18 protein-coding genes are annotated in these 19,332 nt (G+C 61.9%); 8 read left to right on the forward strand and 10 right to left on the reverse strand.

The window, feature by feature from the left end:
• Window positions 1-104: 104 nt before the first annotated feature.
• The 3 genes from QRN54_RS24150 to QRN54_RS24160 all read left to right on the forward strand — a co-directional run bounded on the left by QRN54_RS24150 (window position 105) and on the right by QRN54_RS24160 (window position 3,997).
• Window positions 105-1,037 (forward strand): DoxX family membrane protein, encoded by a 933-nt coding sequence (locus tag QRN54_RS24150; protein ID WP_285183219.1) that lies wholly within the window; start codon window positions 105-107, stop codon window positions 1,035-1,037.
• A gap of 132 nt (window positions 1,038-1,169) precedes the next feature.
• Entirely contained in the window at window positions 1,170-3,452 is a 2,283-nt protein-coding gene (locus QRN54_RS24155; protein WP_007728751.1) for a HelD family protein, read from the forward strand.
• Between the two features lie 83 nt (window positions 3,453-3,535).
• Entirely contained in the window at window positions 3,536-3,997 is a 462-nt protein-coding gene (locus tag QRN54_RS24160; RefSeq protein WP_007728747.1) for a DUF732 domain-containing protein, read from the forward strand.
• Between the two features lies 1 nt (window position 3,998).
• Here the strand turns inward: QRN54_RS24160 and QRN54_RS24165 are convergent, their stop codons facing one another.
• The 3 genes from QRN54_RS24165 to uvrB all read right to left on the reverse strand — a co-directional run bounded on the left by QRN54_RS24165 (window position 3,999) and on the right by uvrB (window position 7,723).
• The gene (locus QRN54_RS24165) at window positions 3,999-4,451 is read right to left on the reverse strand and encodes a universal stress protein (RefSeq protein ID WP_003944055.1); all 453 of its coding nucleotides are present in this window, start codon (window positions 4,449-4,451) and stop codon (window positions 3,999-4,001) included.
• Between the two features lie 188 nt (window positions 4,452-4,639).
• Window positions 4,640-5,515: an SCO6745 family protein gene (locus tag QRN54_RS24170; protein ID WP_021344388.1), complete on the reverse strand. Its 876-nt coding sequence runs from the start codon at window positions 5,513-5,515 to the stop codon at window positions 4,640-4,642.
• A 45-nt stretch (window positions 5,516-5,560) separates the two neighbouring features.
• On the reverse strand, window positions 5,561-7,723 hold the full coding sequence (gene uvrB, locus QRN54_RS24175; protein ID WP_007728743.1) for an excinuclease ABC subunit UvrB: 2,163 nt from the start codon (window positions 7,721-7,723) through the stop codon (window positions 5,561-5,563).
• A gap of 86 nt (window positions 7,724-7,809) precedes the next feature.
• Between uvrB and QRN54_RS24180 the strand changes: the two genes are divergently transcribed.
• Window positions 7,810-8,328 carry a ribonuclease FAU-1 family protein gene (locus tag QRN54_RS24180; RefSeq protein WP_054187412.1) on the forward strand — a complete coding sequence of 173 codons (519 nt, stop codon included), beginning with the start codon at window positions 7,810-7,812 and terminating at the stop codon, window positions 8,326-8,328.
• Window positions 8,329-8,332: 4 nt separating this feature from the next.
• On the opposite strand, the gene coaE is transcribed toward QRN54_RS24180, so the two are convergent.
• Window positions 8,333-9,547 (reverse strand): dephospho-CoA kinase, encoded by a 1,215-nt coding sequence (gene coaE, locus QRN54_RS24185; RefSeq protein WP_030536741.1) that lies wholly within the window; start codon window positions 9,545-9,547, stop codon window positions 8,333-8,335.
• Between the two features lie 159 nt (window positions 9,548-9,706).
• On the opposite strand from coaE, the gene QRN54_RS24190 reads away from it, so the two are divergent.
• A complete protein-coding gene (locus QRN54_RS24190) occupies window positions 9,707-9,922 on the forward strand; it encodes a hypothetical protein (protein WP_003944056.1) in 216 nt (71 codons plus the stop codon).
• 179 nt (window positions 9,923-10,101) lie between these two features.
• Here the strand turns inward: QRN54_RS24190 and rpsA are convergent, their stop codons facing one another.
• On the reverse strand, window positions 10,102-11,589 hold the full coding sequence (gene rpsA / locus QRN54_RS24195; protein WP_003944095.1) for a 30S ribosomal protein S1: 1,488 nt from the start codon (window positions 11,587-11,589) through the stop codon (window positions 10,102-10,104).
• A 337-nt stretch (window positions 11,590-11,926) separates the two neighbouring features.
• On the opposite strand from rpsA, the gene QRN54_RS24200 reads away from it, so the two are divergent.
• A complete protein-coding gene (locus QRN54_RS24200) occupies window positions 11,927-12,772 on the forward strand; it encodes a class I SAM-dependent methyltransferase (RefSeq protein WP_064112545.1) in 846 nt (281 codons plus the stop codon).
• Window positions 12,773-12,775: 3 nt separating this feature from the next.
• On the opposite strand, the gene QRN54_RS24205 is transcribed toward QRN54_RS24200, so the two are convergent.
• The 4 genes from QRN54_RS24205 to QRN54_RS24220 form a co-directional block, all read right to left on the reverse strand.
• Window positions 12,776-13,537, reverse strand: coding sequence for an amino acid ABC transporter ATP-binding protein (locus QRN54_RS24205; protein ID WP_003944053.1), 762 nt, complete (start codon window positions 13,535-13,537; stop codon window positions 12,776-12,778).
• Complete coding sequence (locus QRN54_RS24210) at window positions 13,534-14,490, reverse strand: amino acid ABC transporter permease (RefSeq protein ID WP_003944035.1); 957 nt, start codon at window positions 14,488-14,490, stop codon at window positions 13,534-13,536. Before QRN54_RS24210 ends, QRN54_RS24205 begins: the two co-directional genes overlap by 4 nt.
• On the reverse strand, window positions 14,490-15,404 hold the full coding sequence (locus QRN54_RS24215) for an ABC transporter substrate-binding protein (RefSeq protein ID WP_371683520.1): 915 nt from the start codon (window positions 15,402-15,404) through the stop codon (window positions 14,490-14,492). The genes QRN54_RS24210 and QRN54_RS24215 overlap by 1 nt, the downstream gene beginning before the upstream one ends.
• Before the next feature lie 164 nt (window positions 15,405-15,568).
• Window positions 15,569-16,666 (reverse strand): isocitrate/isopropylmalate dehydrogenase family protein, encoded by a 1,098-nt coding sequence (locus QRN54_RS24220; RefSeq protein ID WP_285183225.1) that lies wholly within the window; start codon window positions 16,664-16,666, stop codon window positions 15,569-15,571.
• Between QRN54_RS24220 and QRN54_RS24225 the strand changes: the two genes are divergently transcribed.
• Window positions 16,632-17,207, forward strand: a complete 576-nt coding sequence (locus QRN54_RS24225; RefSeq protein ID WP_158646451.1) for a 2'-5' RNA ligase family protein — start codon at window positions 16,632-16,634, stop codon at window positions 17,205-17,207. The genes QRN54_RS24220 and QRN54_RS24225 overlap by 35 nt on opposite strands.
• On the opposite strand, the gene QRN54_RS24230 is transcribed toward QRN54_RS24225, so the two are convergent.
• Complete coding sequence (locus QRN54_RS24230; RefSeq protein WP_285183226.1) at window positions 17,152-18,081, reverse strand: DMT family transporter; 930 nt, start codon at window positions 18,079-18,081, stop codon at window positions 17,152-17,154. The genes QRN54_RS24225 and QRN54_RS24230 overlap by 56 nt on opposite strands.
• Before the next feature lie 213 nt (window positions 18,082-18,294).
• Between QRN54_RS24230 and QRN54_RS24235 the strand changes: the two genes are divergently transcribed.
• On the forward strand, window positions 18,295-19,290 hold the full coding sequence (locus QRN54_RS24235) for a helix-turn-helix domain-containing protein (protein WP_003944097.1): 996 nt from the start codon (window positions 18,295-18,297) through the stop codon (window positions 19,288-19,290).
• The last annotated feature ends 42 nt before the right edge of the window (window positions 19,291-19,332 follow it).

The following is a 19,332-nucleotide window of genomic DNA, read 5'->3' on the forward strand; positions in this document are numbered from 1 at the left end:
AGGAATCCGGCGACCGGGTCAGGCGTGCCGGGATCGCCGAACCGGACCAATTCCTTGTGAGATCGCTAGGGTGGAAAACGAACCTACATCGGGAGGCTTGAAACATGCTGGTACGTCGAATTGCTCGTCCACTGCTTTCCACGATCTTCATCGCCGGGGGAATCGATGCTTTGCGCAACCCCGCTCAGCGAGCAGCCAAAGCGTCACCGCTGATCGACAAATCCGTCGAGACGCTGCCAGGAGCAGTGACGCAGAAGGTGCCTGCTGATCCGGAAACACTCGTCAAGATCAACGCCGCCGTCCAGATCGGCGGCGGTGCCCTGCTGGCCACCGGCAAGGCGCCGCGGCTCGCGTCGTTGGTGCTCGCGGGGAGCCTGGTACCGACCACGCTTGCCGGTCACGACTTCTGGAACGAAACCGATCCGTCACTGCGAGCGATGCAGCGCACAAACTTCATCAAGAACGTCAGCTTGCTCGGCGGACTGATGATCGCCTCCGTCGACACCGAGGGCAAGCCGTCGCTCGGCTGGCGTGGCCGCCGCGCCGCGAAGAAGGCCCAGGCGTCTATCGCCGCAGCACTTCCATTGGTCGCATCGCAGACCGATCACACGAGCGATCGCGTCGAACACGCTCTGTCGGTGGCGTCCGAACGCGGTTCCGAACTTGCCGAAACCGCGAAGGCACACGGCACGGATTGGCTCGAACTTGCCAAGGAGCGCAGCTCCGAGTTCGCGGAGATCGCGAGCAAGCGAGCCGCGGAATTCGGAGAGGTCGCCAAAGAACGCGGCCCGGACATCCTGGAAGTCGCGCAGAAGCGCGGCTCCGAACTGGCCGAGACCGCACGCGAGCGCAGGGCCGAACTGGCAGAGCTGGCGAGCAAGCGCAGCTCCGAGTTCGCCGAACTCGCCCTCGAGAAGAGCAACGAGTGGGCCGAAACGGCGTCGGAGCAAACCGAGGTGCTGGGTAAGCGTGCTCGCAAGCGCGCCGAGAAGGCGCTCGAAAAGGCTCGCGCCAAGAAGGACGAATTGGCGCACTGAGTGCACTGAAAAACACGGTCAGGCCACCTTCGGGTGGCCTGACCTGTATCTATGCGGCAGTTCATCTGGGGGAACTAGACTGTCTTGGCGCTTTTGCAGCGCGTGAATTTCTCATCAAGCCTAGGAGATCCTTTGCCCGACGCGGACCCGTCACTGAACGAGCAAGAGCTCGAGCAGCAGTACGTGACGATGTTGTACTCCCGTCTCGACGATCTTCGAAAGTATGCCCAAACTCGCTTGAGCACGGTCCTCCTCGAGACCGGCGGAACCCCGCAAGCACGCAGCGAACGCGAATCCTTCAACGCCATGTACACCGAGGATCTCGCCAAGTACGACGCAGCCGAGAACGGAATGTGTTTCGGACGCATCGACTTCGACGACGAGCGACGCTACGTCGGCCGACTGGGAATCCTGGACACCGACAACGACTACGAAACGCTGCTCCTCGACTGGCGAGCTCCGATGGCACGCCCGTTCTATCTGGCGACGCCCGCGGCACCTGAGGGCGTGAAGCGGCGACGCCATATTCGCAGTCGGAGCCGCACAGTCACCGGCATCAACGACGAATACCTGGACCTCGACGCGGCCCGCGCCGCAGGCGTGGTGACCGAAGCCGGCGGCGTCGCCGGTGAGAGCGCTCTCCTGGACGCTCTGAACGCAGCGCGTACGGGTCAGATGAACGACATCGTCGAGACCATTCAGAGTGAGCAGGATGCCATCATCCGCTCCGAGCACAAGAGCGTTTTGGTCGTCCAGGGCGGTCCGGGTACCGGCAAAACCGCAGTCGCCCTTCACCGTGCCGCCTTCTTGCTCTACACCTACCGCCAGCAACTGGCCAAGGCCGGTGTTCTCATCATCGGGCCGAACGCGACGTTCCTCGACTACATCAGCCAGGTCCTTCCTTCACTCGGTGAGACCGGAGTTCTACTCTCGACGATCGGGGACCTGTACCCCGGAGTGCGTGCGACTCGTACGGATTCCCTCGCCGCCGGTGAGATCAAGGGTTCCCTCGCGATCCTCGACGTGCTCAAGAACGCCGTCCGGGATCGGCAGGAAGTTCCGTCGAAGCCGATTACCCTTCGATTCGACACGTACGACTTGAAGCTGGATCGAAAGACTGTCACGAAGGCGCGCGGGCGTGCTCGGTCGTCGCGTCGCCCACACAACCTGGCGCGCCCGATCTTCGTGGCAGCAGTCATCGAGGCGTTGGCACTGCAGATGGCCGAACTCATCGGCGGAAACCTCGTCGACGGTGGGTCACTCCTCAGTCGGGACGACATCGCCGACATTCGCGACGAGATGCGTGAGGACCCTGACATCATGTCCGCCATCGGAAAGCTGTGGCCCGAATTGTCGCCGCAGCAAATCCTCGCGGAACTGTGGACGTCGCCGGCGAGGTTGGCCAAGGCAGCGCCGCAACTCGACGACGCCCAACGCGACGAGCTTCTGCAGAGCGTCGGACCGGGTTTCAGTGCGGCCGATGCTCCCCTGCTCGACGAACTGGCCGAGATTCTCGGCGTCGACGACGCCGCCGAACGCGAACGCGCACAACGTGAATGGCGCGCGCAGATCGCCGACGCCCAGGGCGCCCTCGACATCCTCACCGGGTCTGCACCACAGGATCTCGAAGACGAGATGGATCCCGAGATCTTGATGGCGTACGACTTGATCGACGCCAGCCAACTCGCCCAACGCCACGATCAGGGCCAGCGCCAGACCACGGCAGAACGCGCTGCCGGCGACCGAACCTGGACCTACGGTCACGTGATCGTCGACGAAGCCCAAGAGCTCTCCGAAATGGCGTGGCGAATGCTGATGCGGCGCATACCGAATCGCTGGATGACGTTGGTCGGCGATACAGCTCAGACCGGTGATCCCGCGGGAACTTCGTCCTGGCAGAAGATTCTCGAGCCTTACGTCGCCAAGCGCTGGAAGCTCACCGAACTGACCGTCAACTACCGAACTCCCTCGGAGATCATGGATGTCGCGCACCGTGTGCTCGAAGAGATCGACCCGGAGCAATCCGTGCCCCGGTCGGTACGCGACAGCGGATTCGCGCCGTGGGCGCTCAAGACCACGGCCGAAGAATTGGAATCGACCGTGCGCCGTTGCATCGAGTCCGAGTCGCATCCCGGTATCACCGCAGTGATCGCCGGTTCCGAGGTCGTTGCCGATCTGGCGGGCATTGCGAGTGACACCGTAAGCGTCCTGTCCGTCAAGGACGTCAAGGGACTCGAGTTCGACACAGTGTTGATCGTCGAACCTGCCGACATTCTCGACGAGTCACCACGCGGAATGAACGACCTCTACGTCGCATTGACCCGCGCTACCCAGAGGCTCGGCATCATTCACGTCGAGTCGCTCCCCTCGGTTCTCGACGGCGTCGAAGCAGCAGAGTTGGCCTTCGATTCGTGAGCATCACGGAGTAGGTTCGTGCGTGACACCACGAATGGTGGTGTCACTCCAATTTGTGTCGACGACTGAAGGAATGACCCCTCGTGCTTGGCCTGCCCGCAAGTTCCGCCGCACCCATCCGCAAGATCGCTCGCGTGGTGATCGGCGTCGGGATGCTTGCGGCGGTGACAGCCGGTTGCTCAGAGGATGATTCGAGTTCGACGGCTGCTGCCGGCAGCGACGACATCGCTGCTGTTGCTGCCGCACCGACAGAAAAACCGGTAGACGAGGCAGATCGGCTGCGGGCGGCGCTTGCGTCTACCGGGGTCACGCCCGCCTTTTCCGACGACATGTTGCAGGCGCTCGGTGACGGCGTCTGCCAGCAGCTCGCGGCCGGAACGGATCGAGCGATGATCATCGCGAATCTGCGGGCGGTATCGCTGAACGGAGCAAGCGAACCAATGGTCACCTCCGGAAACGGCTCGGCCGCATCGACAACACCCCCCAGCGCCGATCAGCTGGCTGAAGTGTTCGTCGATGCGGCCGAGGCCGACTACTGCCGGTAGTTCAGCGAACGGTGTGCACGATCAGGACATCGGACGTCGCCTTGCGAGCGGCATCGGAAGGCACCGATCCGAGTAGACGCCCGGTCAACGTGTTCAATCCGCGATTTCCGACGACCAGCAAGTCGCCCTTCACCTCGTCGAGCAAAGCGAGAAGCGATTCGACGGGAGCGCCGACGACGGCGCGCTCGACAACATCCTTTGCCCCCTGGGCATGTGCGCGCTCACGAGCGGTGCGAAGGATCTCGTAGGTCGGAGCGGAACCGGTGACCTGGTAGGCCTCGTTACCCAACGCATCAGCGGCAGCGCTCACGTCCTTGGGATCAGCCGGGTAGTACGCACACGCGATGACGAGCTGAGCGTCCGAGCCACTGGCAATGGCGGCAGCTCTGTCGACTGCCTTCAGTGACGACTCGGAGCCATCGGTTCCTACGACAACGGTCCGGTAGGCACTCATTCATTCCTCCATGGTTACGGGACGGACGGTACGGCCGGCACCGGGCGCAACGCTGTTGCGCCCGCTCGACAACCGCTGCGCTGACATTAGCGGGATTGTGCCGCGGATAGTGTTATTTGCAGTACACGCCACAAGCCCACAGTGAATGTGATTCTTCGTCACAGACACATTTGTTCGGTGGTGACCACTCAGCGAAGTTTGCCAAAGCGGGGCCCGAACAGCGCCGCCGGAAATACTTCCTGCTCGACCAGGGCGGTACGCCACGGCGTCGCCAATTCCAGCAACCGCTTGGCACCCTCCTCACCCAGCGCATCCCACGGAGCCAAAGCGAGGTCGTCCGTCAGGTCTTCGACGACGTCACGCAAGTCCTGCCCGTCCTCGGTCAGCGCACCGGACGAACGATGCAGCAGTTCGCGGTCCTTCAAACTCTCGACGGCCTCGTCCCACTGTTCCTGCGACCATCCGCGACGAGTCTGCGCGAATTTGCGCTGAAACCCGATTCCCGTCGCGGTGTGCGTGATCAACGCGTCCAGGCCGTTCAATCCCGCGGTCTGAAGGGCCGCAATGTGGCCGTCACCGCGATACTCACGCAGCAGTGTCAGCGCGTGCCAGAAACGCAGGTGCGGCTCGGCCGGCCAGTCGAGCGACGCCCAACCCGCGTACAGAGGGCGGCCGTCCACTCCAGGAATGTTCTGGGCAGCGATCGACACGAGTTCGGCGGCCTCGGCCATGTCCGCCGATCCTGTCACGTCTGCACCGAACAGGCGGACGTACGCCGCGTCGATTGCCCGATACCGCGCGGCGACAACCTCTGTGGGCCTTGCCAATTCCCAGGCACGTGGGATGACACTGGCGATCAATTCAGGATTGAAGTTGAAGAAGGTGGCCGTGACGACAGTCGCGGGTGGAGCGCCGAGCGGAGCTGATCGCCCGGCAAAGTACACCATTCGGCCAGGCTCCAACCCGACGCCGACAAGTTCCTTCTCCGTCTCCGGGACGAAGTACGCCAAGGAATGGAGAAGTTCGAGAGTCCGCGCGGTCTTGCCTGCAGTCTGTGCATCCATACCTGAAACCGTAGCGGTCGAAAGCACGAACGCACGCGAGGCGACCTACTTGAGACCCGCGGCGTCCATTCCTCGAAGCTCCTTCTTCAAATCCGAGATTTCGTCTCGCAATCGCCCAGCCAACTCGAACTGAAGGTCACGTGCAGCGTTCATCATCTGATCGGTGAGTTCCTTGACCAGATCTGCCAATTCGGCCCGAGGCATCGATTTGGTGTCGCGCCCCTCGTACACACCCGCACTGACCGCACGACCGGCCTCACCCTGCGCACGCCGACCACGCGTCGCATTGCGACCCGAACCACCGACGTCCACGGACGCCGCAGTGTCCTCTGCCTCCTCGTACACCTGATCGAGAATGTCCGCGATCTTCTTGCGTAGAGGTTGTGGGTCGACGCCCATCTTCTCGTTGTAGGCGACCTGCTTCTCGCGTCGTCGCTCGGTTTCCTCGATGGCCTGCGCCATGGAAGCGGTGATCTTGTCCGCATACATGTGCACTTGACCGGATACATTTCGAGCCGCTCGGCCGATCGTCTGAATGAGGCTGGTGGAGCTACGTAGGAAACCTTCTTTGTCGGCATCGAGAATCGCGACCAGCGACACCTCGGGAAGGTCGAGTCCCTCACGCAGGAGGTTGATGCCGACCAGCACGTCGTACTCCCCCAGGCGGAGCTGACGGAGCAACTCGACTCGCCGGAGCGTATCGATATCCGAGTGCAGGTAGCGGACGCGAATACCGAGTTCGAGCAGGTAATCGGTCAGATCTTCCGACATCTTCTTGGTCAACGTCGTGACCAGCACACGCTCGTCACGTTCCGCTCGCTCGCGGATTTCGTGAACGAGATCGTCGATCTGTCCCTTGGTGGGTTTGACGATGACCTCGGGATCGATCAATCCGGTCGGGCGGATCACCTGCTCGACGAACTCACCGCCGGACTGACCCAACTCGTACTTACCTGGTGTCGCCGACAAGTAGACGGTCTGACCGATCCGCTGACTGAATTCTTCCCAAGTCAGAGGGCGGTTATCTGTTGCCGACGGTAGCCGGAATCCGAACTCGACCAGGTTTCGCTTGCGCGACATATCGCCCTCGTACATGGCGCCGATCTGAGGAACCGTGACGTGCGACTCGTCGATGACCAGAAGGAAATCTTCCGGGAAGTAGTCGATCAAGGTTGCGGGGGCAGTTCCAGGGCCACGGCCGTCGATGTGGCGCGAGTAGTTCTCGATGCCGGAGCAGAATCCGACCTGTTTGATCATCTCGAGGTCGTACTGCGTACGCATGCGCAGACGCTGAGCCTCGAGGAGCTTGCCCTTGCCTTCGAGCTCGGCGAGTCGCTCTTCGAGTTCCGCCTCGATGTCCTTGGCGGCACGCTCCATGCGTTCAGGGCCGGCGACGTAGTGCGTCGCCGGGAAGATACGAACCGTGTCGACCTGGCGAACGATGTCACCAGTCAGTGGATGGAGGTAGTACAGTGCCTCGATCTCGTCACCGAAGAATTCGATGCGGACCGCCAGCTCTTCGTACGACGGAATGATCTCGACCGTGTCGCCGCGCACGCGGAACGAACCTCGCGTGAACGCCATGTCGTTGCGGTTGTACTGAACGTCGACGAGCAGACGCAGGAACGCATCCCGCGGCACCTCCACACCGACGTCCAGCTGAATCGAGCGATCGAGGTACGACTGCGGTGTACCGAGGCCGTAGATGCACGACACCGAGGCCACCACGACCACGTCCCGTCGTGACAGAAGGCTGGACGTCGCCGAGTGGCGCAGCCGCTCGACATCGTCGTTGACGGACGAATCCTTCTCGATGTAGGTGTCCGTCTGGGCGATGTACGCCTCGGGTTGGTAGTAGTCGTAGTACGAGACGAAGTACTCGACCGCGTTGTTGGGTAGCATTTCCCGAAGCTCGTTCGCGAGCTGAGCCGCCAAAGTCTTGTTCGGAGCCATCACCAGAGCTGGGCGCTGCAGCTTCTCGATCAACCACGCAGTCGTGGCCGACTTACCGGTACCGGTCGCACCGAGGAGGACTACGTCCTTCTCCCCCTCGTTGATCCGTTTCTCCAGCTCGGCGATAGCTGCCGGCTGATCGCCTGCCGGTTCGTACGGGCTGACGACCTCGAAGCGCGCGTCTGAGCGCTCGATGTCACCAACCGGCCGAAACTCGGAATGCGCGACCACGGGATGTTCGGAAGCAAACGCCATGAAACCAGGGTAAGCGCACCTACCGACACAATGCCCGCTCGTCCGCGTTCAGCCGAAAATGCAGTTCGGCGGTAGGTTCTTCGACCATGAGCGAGGAACGTCCCCACATTCACCGGCCGAAGGTCGAAACCTTCGACATCGCAGCTCGCACCAACGTCGATCCCAAGGGCTTCGTTCGCCCGGTCGAGCACTACCGCGAAGAACCGTGGGGGTTGTACATGGCGCGCCACGCCGACCATCCCCGGTTTCACTACTTGGAGTCCTGGATCATTCCCGAACTCGGAATTCGGGCGTCGATCCTGCACTTCACCCCGGAACACATCCGAGACTGGGATTTCTATGTCGACATCGGCGACTTCATCCGCGGCGACCAGGTCTGGACGTCCGAGGACCACTACCTCGACCTGATCGTGCAGACCGGACGCAGCGTCGAATTGCTCGACGTCGACGAATTGCTCGAGGCGAACACCGCCGGGATTCTCGACCCGAAGACGTCAGAGCGTGCGATGCTGAACGCGGCCCGCGCTATCGACGGCATCGCCGCCCACGGTCACGATCTCGACGCCTGGCTCACCTCGGTGGGCATGCCGGTCACGTGGCGCTGAGTGGTTAGAGGGACCAGCCTGATTTCTCGGCCCACTCCCATGCCCGGTGGAAAGCGGCGTCGAACCACGGCGTCTTGACACCCAGGTAGGCGTCGATCGCAGCGGCGTAGTCGTCGATGCCGGCGGCACTCTCGGCTGCCTTGACCTTGAGTTCGGCATATTCGGCACGCGCCGACGCATCGGCGCGAAGCCAGTCGCGGAAGAGGATCGCGAACTGCTGACCTGGCCAACCGTCCACCCGAATGTGAATGTTCGCGCGGCGCCCTGGATCGGCACTCCCGTGGATCCGCTTCGCCCACACCGCCGGATCGGTCTCGCCACCGAGGTACGACGGTTTCGGGTCGTCGGCGACGATGTGCTCGATCCGGGGGAACCCGGCAGCGGCCAGATCTTCCGCGAGGTCGTCGGCAACGCCGAGGTGCTCGACAGTGATCTGAATGTCGATCACGTCCTTGGCATCGAGACCAGGCACTGCGGTCGATCCGATGTGATCGATACGGCGCGCGCGGTCACCGGACGCCAACGACAACCGGCCGATGATTCGTTCGGCCTGCGCCGGCCACGACGGGTCGGCTGGAGTCAGCTCGGGCAGTGCGCGCACTACCGTGCCCTCGCGGAGGTTCTTCTCGAAGGGAACAAGTCGATTCGCCCACAAGTCGCGGACCACGTCGTCGAGTGAACCCGGCTCTCCGCTGTTGTCGAGCCACACGTCGGCAACAGCACGACGCTGATCGTCATTTGCCTGCGCTGCGATGCGCGCACGAGCGTCGGATTCAGGCATGCCGCGCGAGCCCACCAAGCGTCGAACTCGTTCCTCCTCGTCGACGTAGACGATGACGACCAGATTGAATGCCGGCGCCATCGAACCCTCGACCAACAGCGGAATATCTTGAACGAGCACTGCATCCGACGGCGCAGACGAAATCTGCTCCATCGTCCGCGCACCGATCAGTGGGTGGAGGATGCCGTTGAGAGTTCCGCGTGACGTGTCGTCGGCAAACGCCAACGACGCTAGCGCGGGTCGGTTGAGGCTGCCGTCCTCGGACAGAATCCCGTCGCCGAATGCATCGACCAGAGCGGCAAGTCCCGGAGTACCGGGCTCGACCACTTCTCGGGCGATCAGGTCGGCGTCGACGATGACGGCTCCCAGTTCGCTGAGGATTTTCGACACTGTCGACTTACCGGCTCCGATGCCTCCAGTGAGGCCAACTCTCAACACACTCGACAGTCTCTCATCTCCGCGCCCGAGAGATTCAGACACGCCTACTGATCGAACACGCCGGGGCGTTCGAGGCTCAAATACCACAATTTCGGTGACCGTGCGGTTATGTTCTAGCGAACGCACCTGTACCTGCACCTTCTCGAGAAAGTGGACGCCATGCGAGCAGATCGCGACCATCACGGTCAGCACCGCCTCGGAATGCCGAACGGCGTGCACTGCATAGAGTTTCCCGAAGTTGCTTTTGCCCTGGCAGAGCACCGTCGTACGTGGTTCACGATGCTCGTGAGCCAAGGCCGACACAGCTTCGCGTCGATGCGTAAGCGCACAGCCGAAGCGACCGCCACCTACTGGGTGCCTGCTCCCGCAAACTGAGTTCTCTTCACGAAGTACAAAATGACCGGCAACCCTTCGGTGCCGGTCATTTTTGTGTTCACTCACTGAATTGATTCTTCGCTCGCAAGTGACACCTGGCAGAGAGAAGAACCCCGCCCCTGCACGTGCAGGGGCGGGGTTCTTCACAGATCTCGCCTGATCAGATCAAGCGGTAATCCTTATGCGTTGCCCGACAGCTTCTCGCGAAGTGCGGCGAGCTGTGCATCGCTGGCAAGCGATCCGCCAGCGGACTCGGCCGGAGCGGAGCCGGCAGCAGCCGGAGCCTCGGCGTCGTCTGCAGCAGCCGTCTCCGAGGAGTAGCCGGCAGCAGCGGTGGCAGCCTCAGCGGCCTCGTCTGCAGCGGTCTTCTCCATCTGAGCGGTGTGCATCTTGTGGCGACGCTCAGCCTCGGCGTAGCGGTTCTCCCACTCTTCACGCTGCTTGTCGAAGCCCTCGAGCCATTCGTTGGTCTCGGGATCGAAGCCCTCGGGGAAGATGTAGTTGCCCTGCTCGTCGTACGAGTCGGCCATGCCGTACTTGGACGGATCGAACTCGGCGTTGTAATCCTCGTTGGCCTGCTTCAGCGACAGCGAGATACGACGACGCTCGAGGTCGATGTCGATGACCTTGACGAGTGCATCGTCGCCGACGCCGACAACCTGGTCCGGAACCTCGACGTGGCGCTCAGCGAGCTCCGAGATGTGAACGAGGCCTTCGATTCCCTCTTCGACGCGCACGAATGCACCGAACGGAACCAGCTTCGTGACCTTGCCGGGCACGATCTGGCCGATGGCGTGCGTGCGGGCGAACTGACGCCACGGATCTTCCTGTGTTGCCTTGAGCGACAGGGAGACGCGCTCGCGGTCCAGGTCGACGTCGAGAACCTCGACGGTGACCTCGGTGCCGACCTCGACAACCTCGGACGGGTGATCGATGTGCTTCCAAGACAGCTCGGAAACGTGAACCAGACCGTCTACGCCGCCCAGGTCCACGAATGCACCGAAGTTGACGATGGAGGACACGACGCCCTTGCGGACCTGGCCCTTCTGGAGCTGGTGCAGGAATTCGCTGCGAACCTCGGACTGAGTCTGCTCGAGCCATGCGCGGCGCGACAGGACCACGTTGTTGCGGTTCTTGTCGAGCTCGATGATCTTGGCCTCGATCTCCTTGCCGACGTACGGCTGGAGGTCGCGGACGCGACGCATTTCGACGAGCGAAGCGGGGAGGAAGCCACGAAGACCGATGTCAAGGATGAGGCCGCCCTTGACGACCTCGATGACGGTGCCCTTGACGGCCTCGTCCTTCTCCTTGAGCTCCTCGATGGTGCCCCAGGCACGCTCGTACTGAGCGCGCTTCTTCGACAGGATCAGTCGACCTTCTTTGTCCTCCTTGGTGAGGACGAGAGCCTCGACCGCATCTCCCACGGAGACGACCTCATTGGGGTCGACGTCGTGCTTGATGGAGAGCTCACGAGAAGGGATGACGCCTTCGGTCTTGTAACCGATGTCGAGCAGAACCTCGTCGCGGTCGACCTTGACGATGGTTCCTTCGACGATGTCGCCATCGTTGAAGTACTTGATCGTGGCATCGATGGCGGCGAGGAAGTCCTCGGCGGAGCCAATGTCGTTAATGGCAACCTGCGGCGAGGTGACGGTTGTGGAGGGCATATGTTGAATTGCTCCGGACGAGTTGTGGTCGGTTGATGGATTTTGTCGGACGAGATGCGCAACTGTGGCGTACAAATGTTGGAAGTACTTTGTGAAGTACTAGATCGAAGTACCCAGCTGCATCAATAACGAACAACCGAATACCGGATCACATTCCACACCGCGGAAGCGCACCGCGAGCTCCCTCGGTCCGACTGATTCCGAGACCTTGGTAAAGATCTCGTATAGACAATCGGTCGGATGACAGACACTCGCGTGAGTAAGACTACGCGTCGGCTATCTTGCCGGGCAAACCCGGGTACCCTGCGCCCGCATCACCCGTTCTACTGTGTTGTTCATGTCTGACGAGCGCCATGCCGCTGCCAATTCCATTCTCGGTACCAGCGGCGTCGGCCGAGTCCGTGTCGATTCAAGTGCCAGCGACCGCGCCAGCCGTGCGTGGTGGGACGCCGACGCCGACGATTACCACCGAACCCACGGCGAGTTTCTGGGCGTGAACAGCGCGGAAGGTGAATTCGTCTGGTGCCCCGAAGGGCTGCACGAGGGCGATCACCACTTGCTCGGCGACATAGTCGACAAAGACATATTGGAAGTGGGTTGCGGCTCCGCGCCGTGCGCCCGATGGCTCGCCGGACACGGTGCTCGGGCCGTCGGTCTCGACATCTCGATGGGGATGCTCGCCCGCGGGCAGGACGCGATGAATGCCGGCGGGCCGGCAGTCCCGTTGATTCAGGCAAGTGCGGAACTCCTGCCGTTTGCCGACGGGAGTTTCGACATCGTCTGTTCCGCGTTCGGCGCCGTCCCGTTCGTTGCCGATTCGCAGCGAGTGATGAACGAAGTCGCCCGGGTTCTGCGTCCCGGCGGATCGTGGGTCTTTGCCGTCAACCATCCGATTCGATGGATCTTCCCCGACGATCCCGGGCCGAAAGGCTTGACCGCGACCCTCCCCTACTTCGACCGCACCCCGTATGTCGAGGTCGATGACAACGGAGTCCCCACCTACGTCGAGCATCACCGCACCATCGGCGACCGGGTTCGTGAGATCGTCGCCGCCGGACTTCAGGTGCGCGACATCATCGAGCCCGAATGGCCGGAGTGGTTGGACCGCGAATGGGGACAGTGGAGTCCCCTGCGCGGCCAACTCTTTCCGGGCACTGCAATTTTCAGCGCCGTCAAACCCTGACGGCTACAGCAGCTTCGACAGGAAAGCCTTGGTCCGGTCGTGCTGAGGATTGGCCAGGAGTTCCCGCGGCTCGCCTGCCTCGACCACAACTCCCCCGTCCATGAACACCAACTGGTCGGCGACCTCGCGGGCGAATCCCATCTCGTGGGTGACGACCACCATCGTCATACCTTCTTTGGCCAACTGCTTCATCACGGTGAGAACTTCACCGACCAGTTCGGGGTCGAGCGCGGACGTCGGCTCGTCGAACAGCATGAGCTTCGGGTCCATCGCGAGAGCGCGGGCGATGGCAACTCTTTGCTGCTGACCACCCGACAACTGGGCCGGGTAGGCGTTGGCTTTGGCGCTCAACCCGACCTGATCGAGGAGGTCCTTCGCTCGTTCGACAGCCTTCTTCTTACTGACGCGCTTCACCTGCGTCGGCGCTTCGATGATGTTCTCGAGAGCGGTGCGGTGCGGGAACAGATTGAAGTGCTGAAACACCATCCCGATGTCGCGGCGCTGTTTGGCCGCTGCTCGCGGGTGAAGTTCGTACAGTTTTCCGTTCTTCTCCGAGTAGCCCACCAGGTCGCCGTCGACGTACAGTCGGCCGGCGTTGACCTGCTCGAGGTGATTGATGCAGCGCAAGAACGTCGACTTGCCCGACCCGGACGGCCCGACGAGGCACAGAACTTGGCCGGGATCGATTTCGAGTGAGACCCCTTTGAGAACCTCGAGCGCGCCGAAGTTCTTACAGACCCGGTCTGCCTTGACCATCGGTGTCATCTGCGTTCTCCTCCTGGAATATCCGGGAGTGTCTCCACTACCGTTTCTTTGCCCTGTGCGTCGGCGAGTGCCTGAAGCTGGCGAGTGGTGAGCGTCCTCGTCGACCCTTTCGAATAGTGGCGTTCGACGTAGTACTGGCCGACCATGAGAACACTGGTCATTGCGAGGTACCACGTAACCGCGACCATCAAGAGTGGGATCGGCTCGAAATTTGCCCCGGATATGTCTCTCGCTCGTCCGTAGAGTTCGGTACTCAACGGCACTGCGGTCACCAGCGAAGTCGTCTTGAGCAAGCTGATCAATTCGTTGCCGGTCGGTGGGATGATCACCCGCATCGCCTGGGGAAGGACCGTTCGCCGCATCGTCTGGCCCCACGTCATTCCCAAAGCCACTGACGCTTCGGTCTGACCTTCGTTGACCGAGGCGATACCTGCACGGACGATTTCGGCCATGTACGCCGCCTCGTTCAATGCGAGTCCGATGACTGCGAAGAGAAACGCCGCCTGGAGATCCTGCATGTCGAAATGCACGAACTGATGGACGAACGGAACGCCGAGATCGATGCTCTTGTATATGGAGGGGAAGAGACCCCAGAAGACGAGCTGGACGTAAACGGGCGTGCCGCGGAAGACCCACAAATACACCCAGGCAGCGGACTTCAGCACCGGGTTCGGCGACAGCCGCATTACCGCGAGGACGATGCCCAGAACGATCGCGGCTGCCATCGACAGAATTGTCAGTTGAATGGTGACCCAGGCGGCCTTCGAAATTCGAGCGTCGAAGAGGTACTGGCGGTAAGTCGCCCAGCCGAACTGTTCATTGGTCGCCGAACCGTAGATAAAGAGCCCTACCAGGACCACCACCACGACTGCTGCGACCCATCGGCCCGGTCTGCGCAGTGGGATCGCCTTGATCGGCGCCGGATCGCCAGTCTCAGTTGTTGTCATGTTCATCAGCTTTCCGCGCCGTTGATCTTGGATACTTCGATGACGCCGGCCTCGACACTCCAGGTCTGCGCGATCTGTTGATAGACACCGTTGTCGATCAGGTACTGCATTGCCTGCTGCAGGGCGGGACCGAGGGCGGAACCCTTCACGATCGGCCAGCCGTACGGCGCGGAATCAAAGGGCTGACCCGCAGCTTCCATCCGCCCCTTACTCCGTTTGATCGCGTAGCCGGTCACCGGTGAATCAGCGGACAACGCGTCGACTCGACCCAGGATGAGTGCGTTGGCCGCGTCGTCCTGACTGTCGTACTTAATCTTCTCGATGGGCGGCTTGCCCGCAGCAACGCATGCCTCGCTCTTGGCGGGTACTTCGTCGATGTCCTCGGTAGTTGTGGTCTGTACCGCCACTCGCAACCCACACGCATTGTTCGGGTCCACGGGATTGTCCGGCCGCTGAGCCCACTGGATACCTGCGCTGTAGTACGTGACGAAGTCGACCGACTTCTCCCGCTCCTTGGAGTCGGTGAACGAAGACATGCCGAGGTCGTAGCTTCCCGACTGGATAGCGGGGATGATCTTGTCGAAGTCGGCCTGATTATAGACAGCTTCGACCCCGAGCACAGTCGCCACTGCGTTCATGATGTCGACGTCGAAGCCGACGATCTTGCCATTCTCATCTTTGAATTCGTTTGGTGCGTAAGGAATGTTGACCCCGACCTGCAGCTTGCCCGACTCCCTGACGTTCGGGGGCAACAGGGCGGCGATCTCGGGCACCTTCTGGATGTCAAGTGGCGGCCCCTCCGGAACGAGGCCCTCGTTGTTGGTCACACACCCGCCGCACAGTGCGACGATCAAGCCCACCAACAAGACTCGCACCACGTTGGCACGGATACGCCCACCACTGCTCGAGCCATAACTCACGCCACGTGGCCTTGGTGCCCGTGCGTTTTCATCGACCACGACTCTGCTCTCCACTCGTCGATCGCCGCACTTGCAACGTCCATCCGAAATTCAGTCGAACGGTAGGTTACGGCAGGAGTTCCACCGTCGCCGACTTCGCAAGATTCCGGCCTGTCGTACAAGAATCAGCGACGCAGAGTGTGTGCGTACACGACTTCGGAAAATTCGCTGGTCGATGCCAAACCGCCGAGGTCGGCGGTCGCGATGCCCGACGCGATGGTCGTGCGAACGGCCTCTGAAATCCGGCGTGCTGCCGCAGACAACAACCGATCGCCACGCGCATGACCGAGCCAGTCGAGCATCATTGCACTCGAGAGGAACAGTGCCGTCGGGTTCGCCCGATTCTTCCCGGCGATGTCGGGTGCGGCACCGTGCGCAGCCTGAGCCATGACCTGCGTCTCGGAAGCGTTGATCGACGGCGCGGTTCCGAGTGAACCGGACAGCTCGCCCGCCAGATCCGACAAGATGTCGCCGAACATGTTTTCGGTCACCACGACATCGAAGTCGCCGCCGCGCCGAACCAGGTGCGCCGCCATCGCGTCGACGTGCTCGTCGTCGACGACTACGTGTGGGTACTCCGCAGCGACTGTTCGGCAGGCGTCACGGAACAGGCCGGTGGTCAGTGTGAGGACGTTGGCTTTGTGGACGATCGTGACGTGATTGCGCCGTCGCGACGCCAACGCGAAGGCAGTGCGTGCGATCCGTTCACACGCAGCGCGGGTGAACACACCGACGGCCAGCGCGATGTCGGGCGTCGGCATGAACTCGCCGCTGCCGACTGCCATGTTCCGATCCGCGTACAACCCCTCGGTGTTCTCGCGGACGATCACCAGATCCATGTCGGGGACCATTGCCTTGACACCGGGGAACGCCGCTGCCGGCCGAATGTTCGCGAACAGCTCGAACTTCTTCCGGATGACGCCGCCGGGTGTGAGTTGTCCGCGAAACCTCTCCGGATAGGACGCACTGTCGTGGGGTCCGAGAATCCAACCCTGCAGCTGCCCCAACGAATCGATGGTCTCGTCGGGAATCGGTGTGCCGTGGCTGTCGATGGCCGTGTTCCCGAGCGGAAGCTCGACCCACTCGACGGGCGGAGCATGAACCGCTGACAACGCCGCATCCACGATCTGCCGTGTCGCCGGGACGATTTCGTGGCCGATTCCGTCGCCGTGCATGAGTCCCAGCCGCATGGCCGAAGTACCGATTGCGCTCGCACCTGTCATCAGGCAATCATTGCTCACCATGGTCCAGTCGGTGGAATTGCTCCTCGATCCAGTGAGTGAGTCGGAAGTCCGAGCACAGTGGCAGCTTCTCGCCGACGCCGGTTTACCAAGTCAGGCCTCTCATCACAGCCCGTCCAACCGTCCGCACATCACACTGTTCGTCGCCCGTGAGATCCCCGCGGAGATCGACAAACTGTTGAAGCGGCGCTTCTCGGCCCCTGACTTCGAGGTCCGACTCGGTGGCTACATCGTGTTCGGCGGCAAGCAGATGGTCTTGGCGCGCTCGGTCATTCCTTCGCGCGCACTCCTTCACCTGCACCGAGAAATAGCCGAGGCAACCGTTGGTTCGACGGCGCTTCCCGCCCACGTCGAGCCCGGCGCGTGGACGCCTCATGTGACGCTCGCCCGACGCGTCGAACCTGCACGTCTGGGTGAAGCCATCGCCCTGCTGGGAACCGACGTGATTCAAGGGCGCTGCGGCGCGATCAGGCGCTGGGACGGCGAACAGAAGACGGAATGGTTACTGACGCCGCCGCTGTGACAGATCGGGTTGCACGTCGGGTCACCAGGATTCCCGCGATCACCGCGAGTGCACCAACCGGCTGATTCCAGCCAACGCTTTCGTTCAAGACTATTGCGCCGAGAGCGACGCCCACCACTGGACTGAGATAAGTGACGGTGGACGCCGCAGTCGGCCCCCACCCCTGAACGACATTGGTGTTCCAGATGAATGCGAGCCCGGTCCCCAGTGCGCCCAGAGCGATCATCGACAGGACAACTGCCGGCGTCAGGTGCATCGGTGTATTCGCGATGACCGGTGAGGCCAAAACCATCACGAATGCACCGATACTGATCTGTAATAGCGCGACCGTGCGGGTGTCGACGCCGAGAGGAAGCACGAAACGTCTGAGGTAGACAAACGAAATCCCGTACGAGGCAGTCGCTCCCAGGCAAGCGACCTGAGAACTGACACTTCCGCCGACGCCGAGATTCCACGGCGCCAATACGATCAGCACCCCACCGAATCCGAGAAGCAACCCCAGCGATTTGTATCGCGTCAGCGTCTCCCCCGGCAGAAAGGCAAGGGAGACAGCCATAGTCATCAGTGGCGTGGTGGCGTTGTAGATGCTCGCGAGTCCCGAAGACATGTTTTGCTCCGCCCAACTGAACAGCAGCCACGGCACGATGCATTGTGTCGCTGCGAGAAAAGCCATGTGTTTCCAGACGCGAAAGTCCCTCGGTAGGCCGATCCGGCCGACCGCTGACACGAGAACCAGCGCGAGCGCACCGAAGACCAAGCGCCACAGAACTACCTGCGTGAAGGACAGACCTTCGAGCCCGATCTTCATGAAGAGGAAACTGGCTCCCCACACCACCGCAGCTGCGGTGTATTGAAAGGCCAGACTTGCCCTCAAAGGGTGAAGTCTCCGTGCGGACTGACGTCGTGACGAGTGTCGGGCGTTCGGCCGGCAAGAGCTAGTACGTTCAGGACCAGTAGGACCAAGACGCTGACGACGATGATTGCCATGTGTCCAGCCTGACGGAATGTCCCACGTGGCAGTAGTGGCAGAAAAGCCAGACTTGGACGATTTTCTGCCACTTTCCTGTTTTTCTGTCACACTCGAAAGATGCTCGCGAAAGTGGTGGTCCCACTGATGCCGATGACCGAAGCGTTCGAACTCGGCGTCGCATGTGAAGTCTTCGGCTTCGACCGATCCGACGACGGCCTCCCCACGTACGACTTCTCTCTGATCGCCGCAGTTCCGGGTCCGATCCGAACGCGGTTCGGGTACAACATCGATGTTCCGTACAACCTCGATTCTCTCGACGACGCCGATCTCATCGTCGTGTCCGCCGGCGGAACCTACGACGCCGGCGACGCGTACATGTGCTCACCGAGTCCCGACTCGAGTGTCGATCCCCTGTTGGTCAAACTCAACGAGGCCGTAGCCCGGGGCGCCAAGGTGGCGAGTCTGTGCACCGGAGCGTTTGTCCTCGGGGCGGCTGGACTACTGGACGGAAGGCGATGCACGACGCATTGGCGGCATGCAGAGAGGCTTGCCCAGACGTATCCGGAAGCCAAGGTCGATCCGGACGTGTTGTACGTGGACGAAGATCCGGTGTTCACCAGCGCAGGCACCGCGGCAGGAATTGACCTGTGCCTGCACATCGTCCGAAAAGAACAGGGTTCTCGCGTTGCCAATGGCATCGCGAGAAGGATGGTGGTGCCGCCCCATCGTGACGGTGGGCAAGCCCAGTACGTTGCCACTCCCCTCGCCTCGACGCCGAGTGCAACCCTTGCCCCGCTCCTCGACTGGATGACGGAGAACCTCGCCCTCGACCTCACTGTGGGCATGGTCGCAGCCCGCGCGAACATGTCCGCGCGCACGTTCGCGCGCCGTTTCCAAGCGGAAACGGGAACAACCCCCGCCCGCTGGCTCAGCGATCAGCGAGTACTGGCCGCCCAACATCTCCTCGAGAATTCCGACCTCTCCGTCGACGTCATCGCAGAACGCGTCGGATTCGGCGGCGGTGCCGTGCTTCGCCAGCACTTCATTCGTCTGCGTTGCACCACGCCGCAGGCCTACCGCCGGACGTTTCGGGCGACCGAGAACGCAAGCTGAAATCGGCTCAGGGAAGAATCAGCGGTTCCGGGGCGTTGCACA

The organism is Rhodococcus sp. MEB032 (assembly GCF_030208925.1).
Lineage (GTDB): Bacteria > Actinomycetota > Actinomycetes > Mycobacteriales > Mycobacteriaceae > Rhodococcus_F > Rhodococcus_F qingshengii.

Excerpts from the sequence above, each read along its gene's own strand:
- QRN54_RS24225 (WP_158646451.1), top strand. The coding sequence starts at position 16,632 with ATGGCCGAAGTACCGATTGCGCTCGCACCTGTCATCAGGCAATCATTG.
- QRN54_RS24165 (WP_003944055.1), bottom strand. The coding sequence starts at position 4,451 with ATGAGTGCCTACCGGACCGTTGTCGTAGGAACCGATGGCTCCGAGTCG.
- QRN54_RS24200 (WP_064112545.1), top strand. The coding sequence starts at position 11,927 with ATGTCTGACGAGCGCCATGCCGCTGCCAATTCCATTCTCGGTACCAGC.
- QRN54_RS24210 (WP_003944035.1), bottom strand. The coding sequence starts at position 14,490 with ATGAACATGACAACAACTGAGACTGGCGATCCGGCGCCGATCAAGGCG.
- rpsA (WP_003944095.1), bottom strand. The coding sequence starts at position 11,589 with ATGCCCTCCACAACCGTCACCTCGCCGCAGGTTGCCATTAACGACATT.
- QRN54_RS24170 (WP_021344388.1), bottom strand. The coding sequence starts at position 5,515 with ATGGATGCACAGACTGCAGGCAAGACCGCGCGGACTCTCGAACTTCTC.
- uvrB (WP_007728743.1), bottom strand. The coding sequence starts at position 7,723 with ATGGCGTTTGCTTCCGAACATCCCGTGGTCGCGCATTCCGAGTTTCGG.
- QRN54_RS24180 (WP_054187412.1), top strand. The coding sequence starts at position 7,810 with ATGAGCGAGGAACGTCCCCACATTCACCGGCCGAAGGTCGAAACCTTC.
- QRN54_RS24220 (WP_285183225.1), bottom strand. The coding sequence starts at position 16,666 with ATGACAGGTGCGAGCGCAATCGGTACTTCGGCCATGCGGCTGGGACTC.
- QRN54_RS24205 (WP_003944053.1), bottom strand. The coding sequence starts at position 13,537 with ATGACACCGATGGTCAAGGCAGACCGGGTCTGTAAGAACTTCGGCGCG.
- QRN54_RS24150 (WP_285183219.1), top strand. The coding sequence starts at position 105 with ATGCTGGTACGTCGAATTGCTCGTCCACTGCTTTCCACGATCTTCATC.
- QRN54_RS24235 (WP_003944097.1), top strand. The coding sequence starts at position 18,295 with ATGCTCGCGAAAGTGGTGGTCCCACTGATGCCGATGACCGAAGCGTTC.
- QRN54_RS24190 (WP_003944056.1), top strand. The coding sequence starts at position 9,707 with ATGCGAGCAGATCGCGACCATCACGGTCAGCACCGCCTCGGAATGCCG.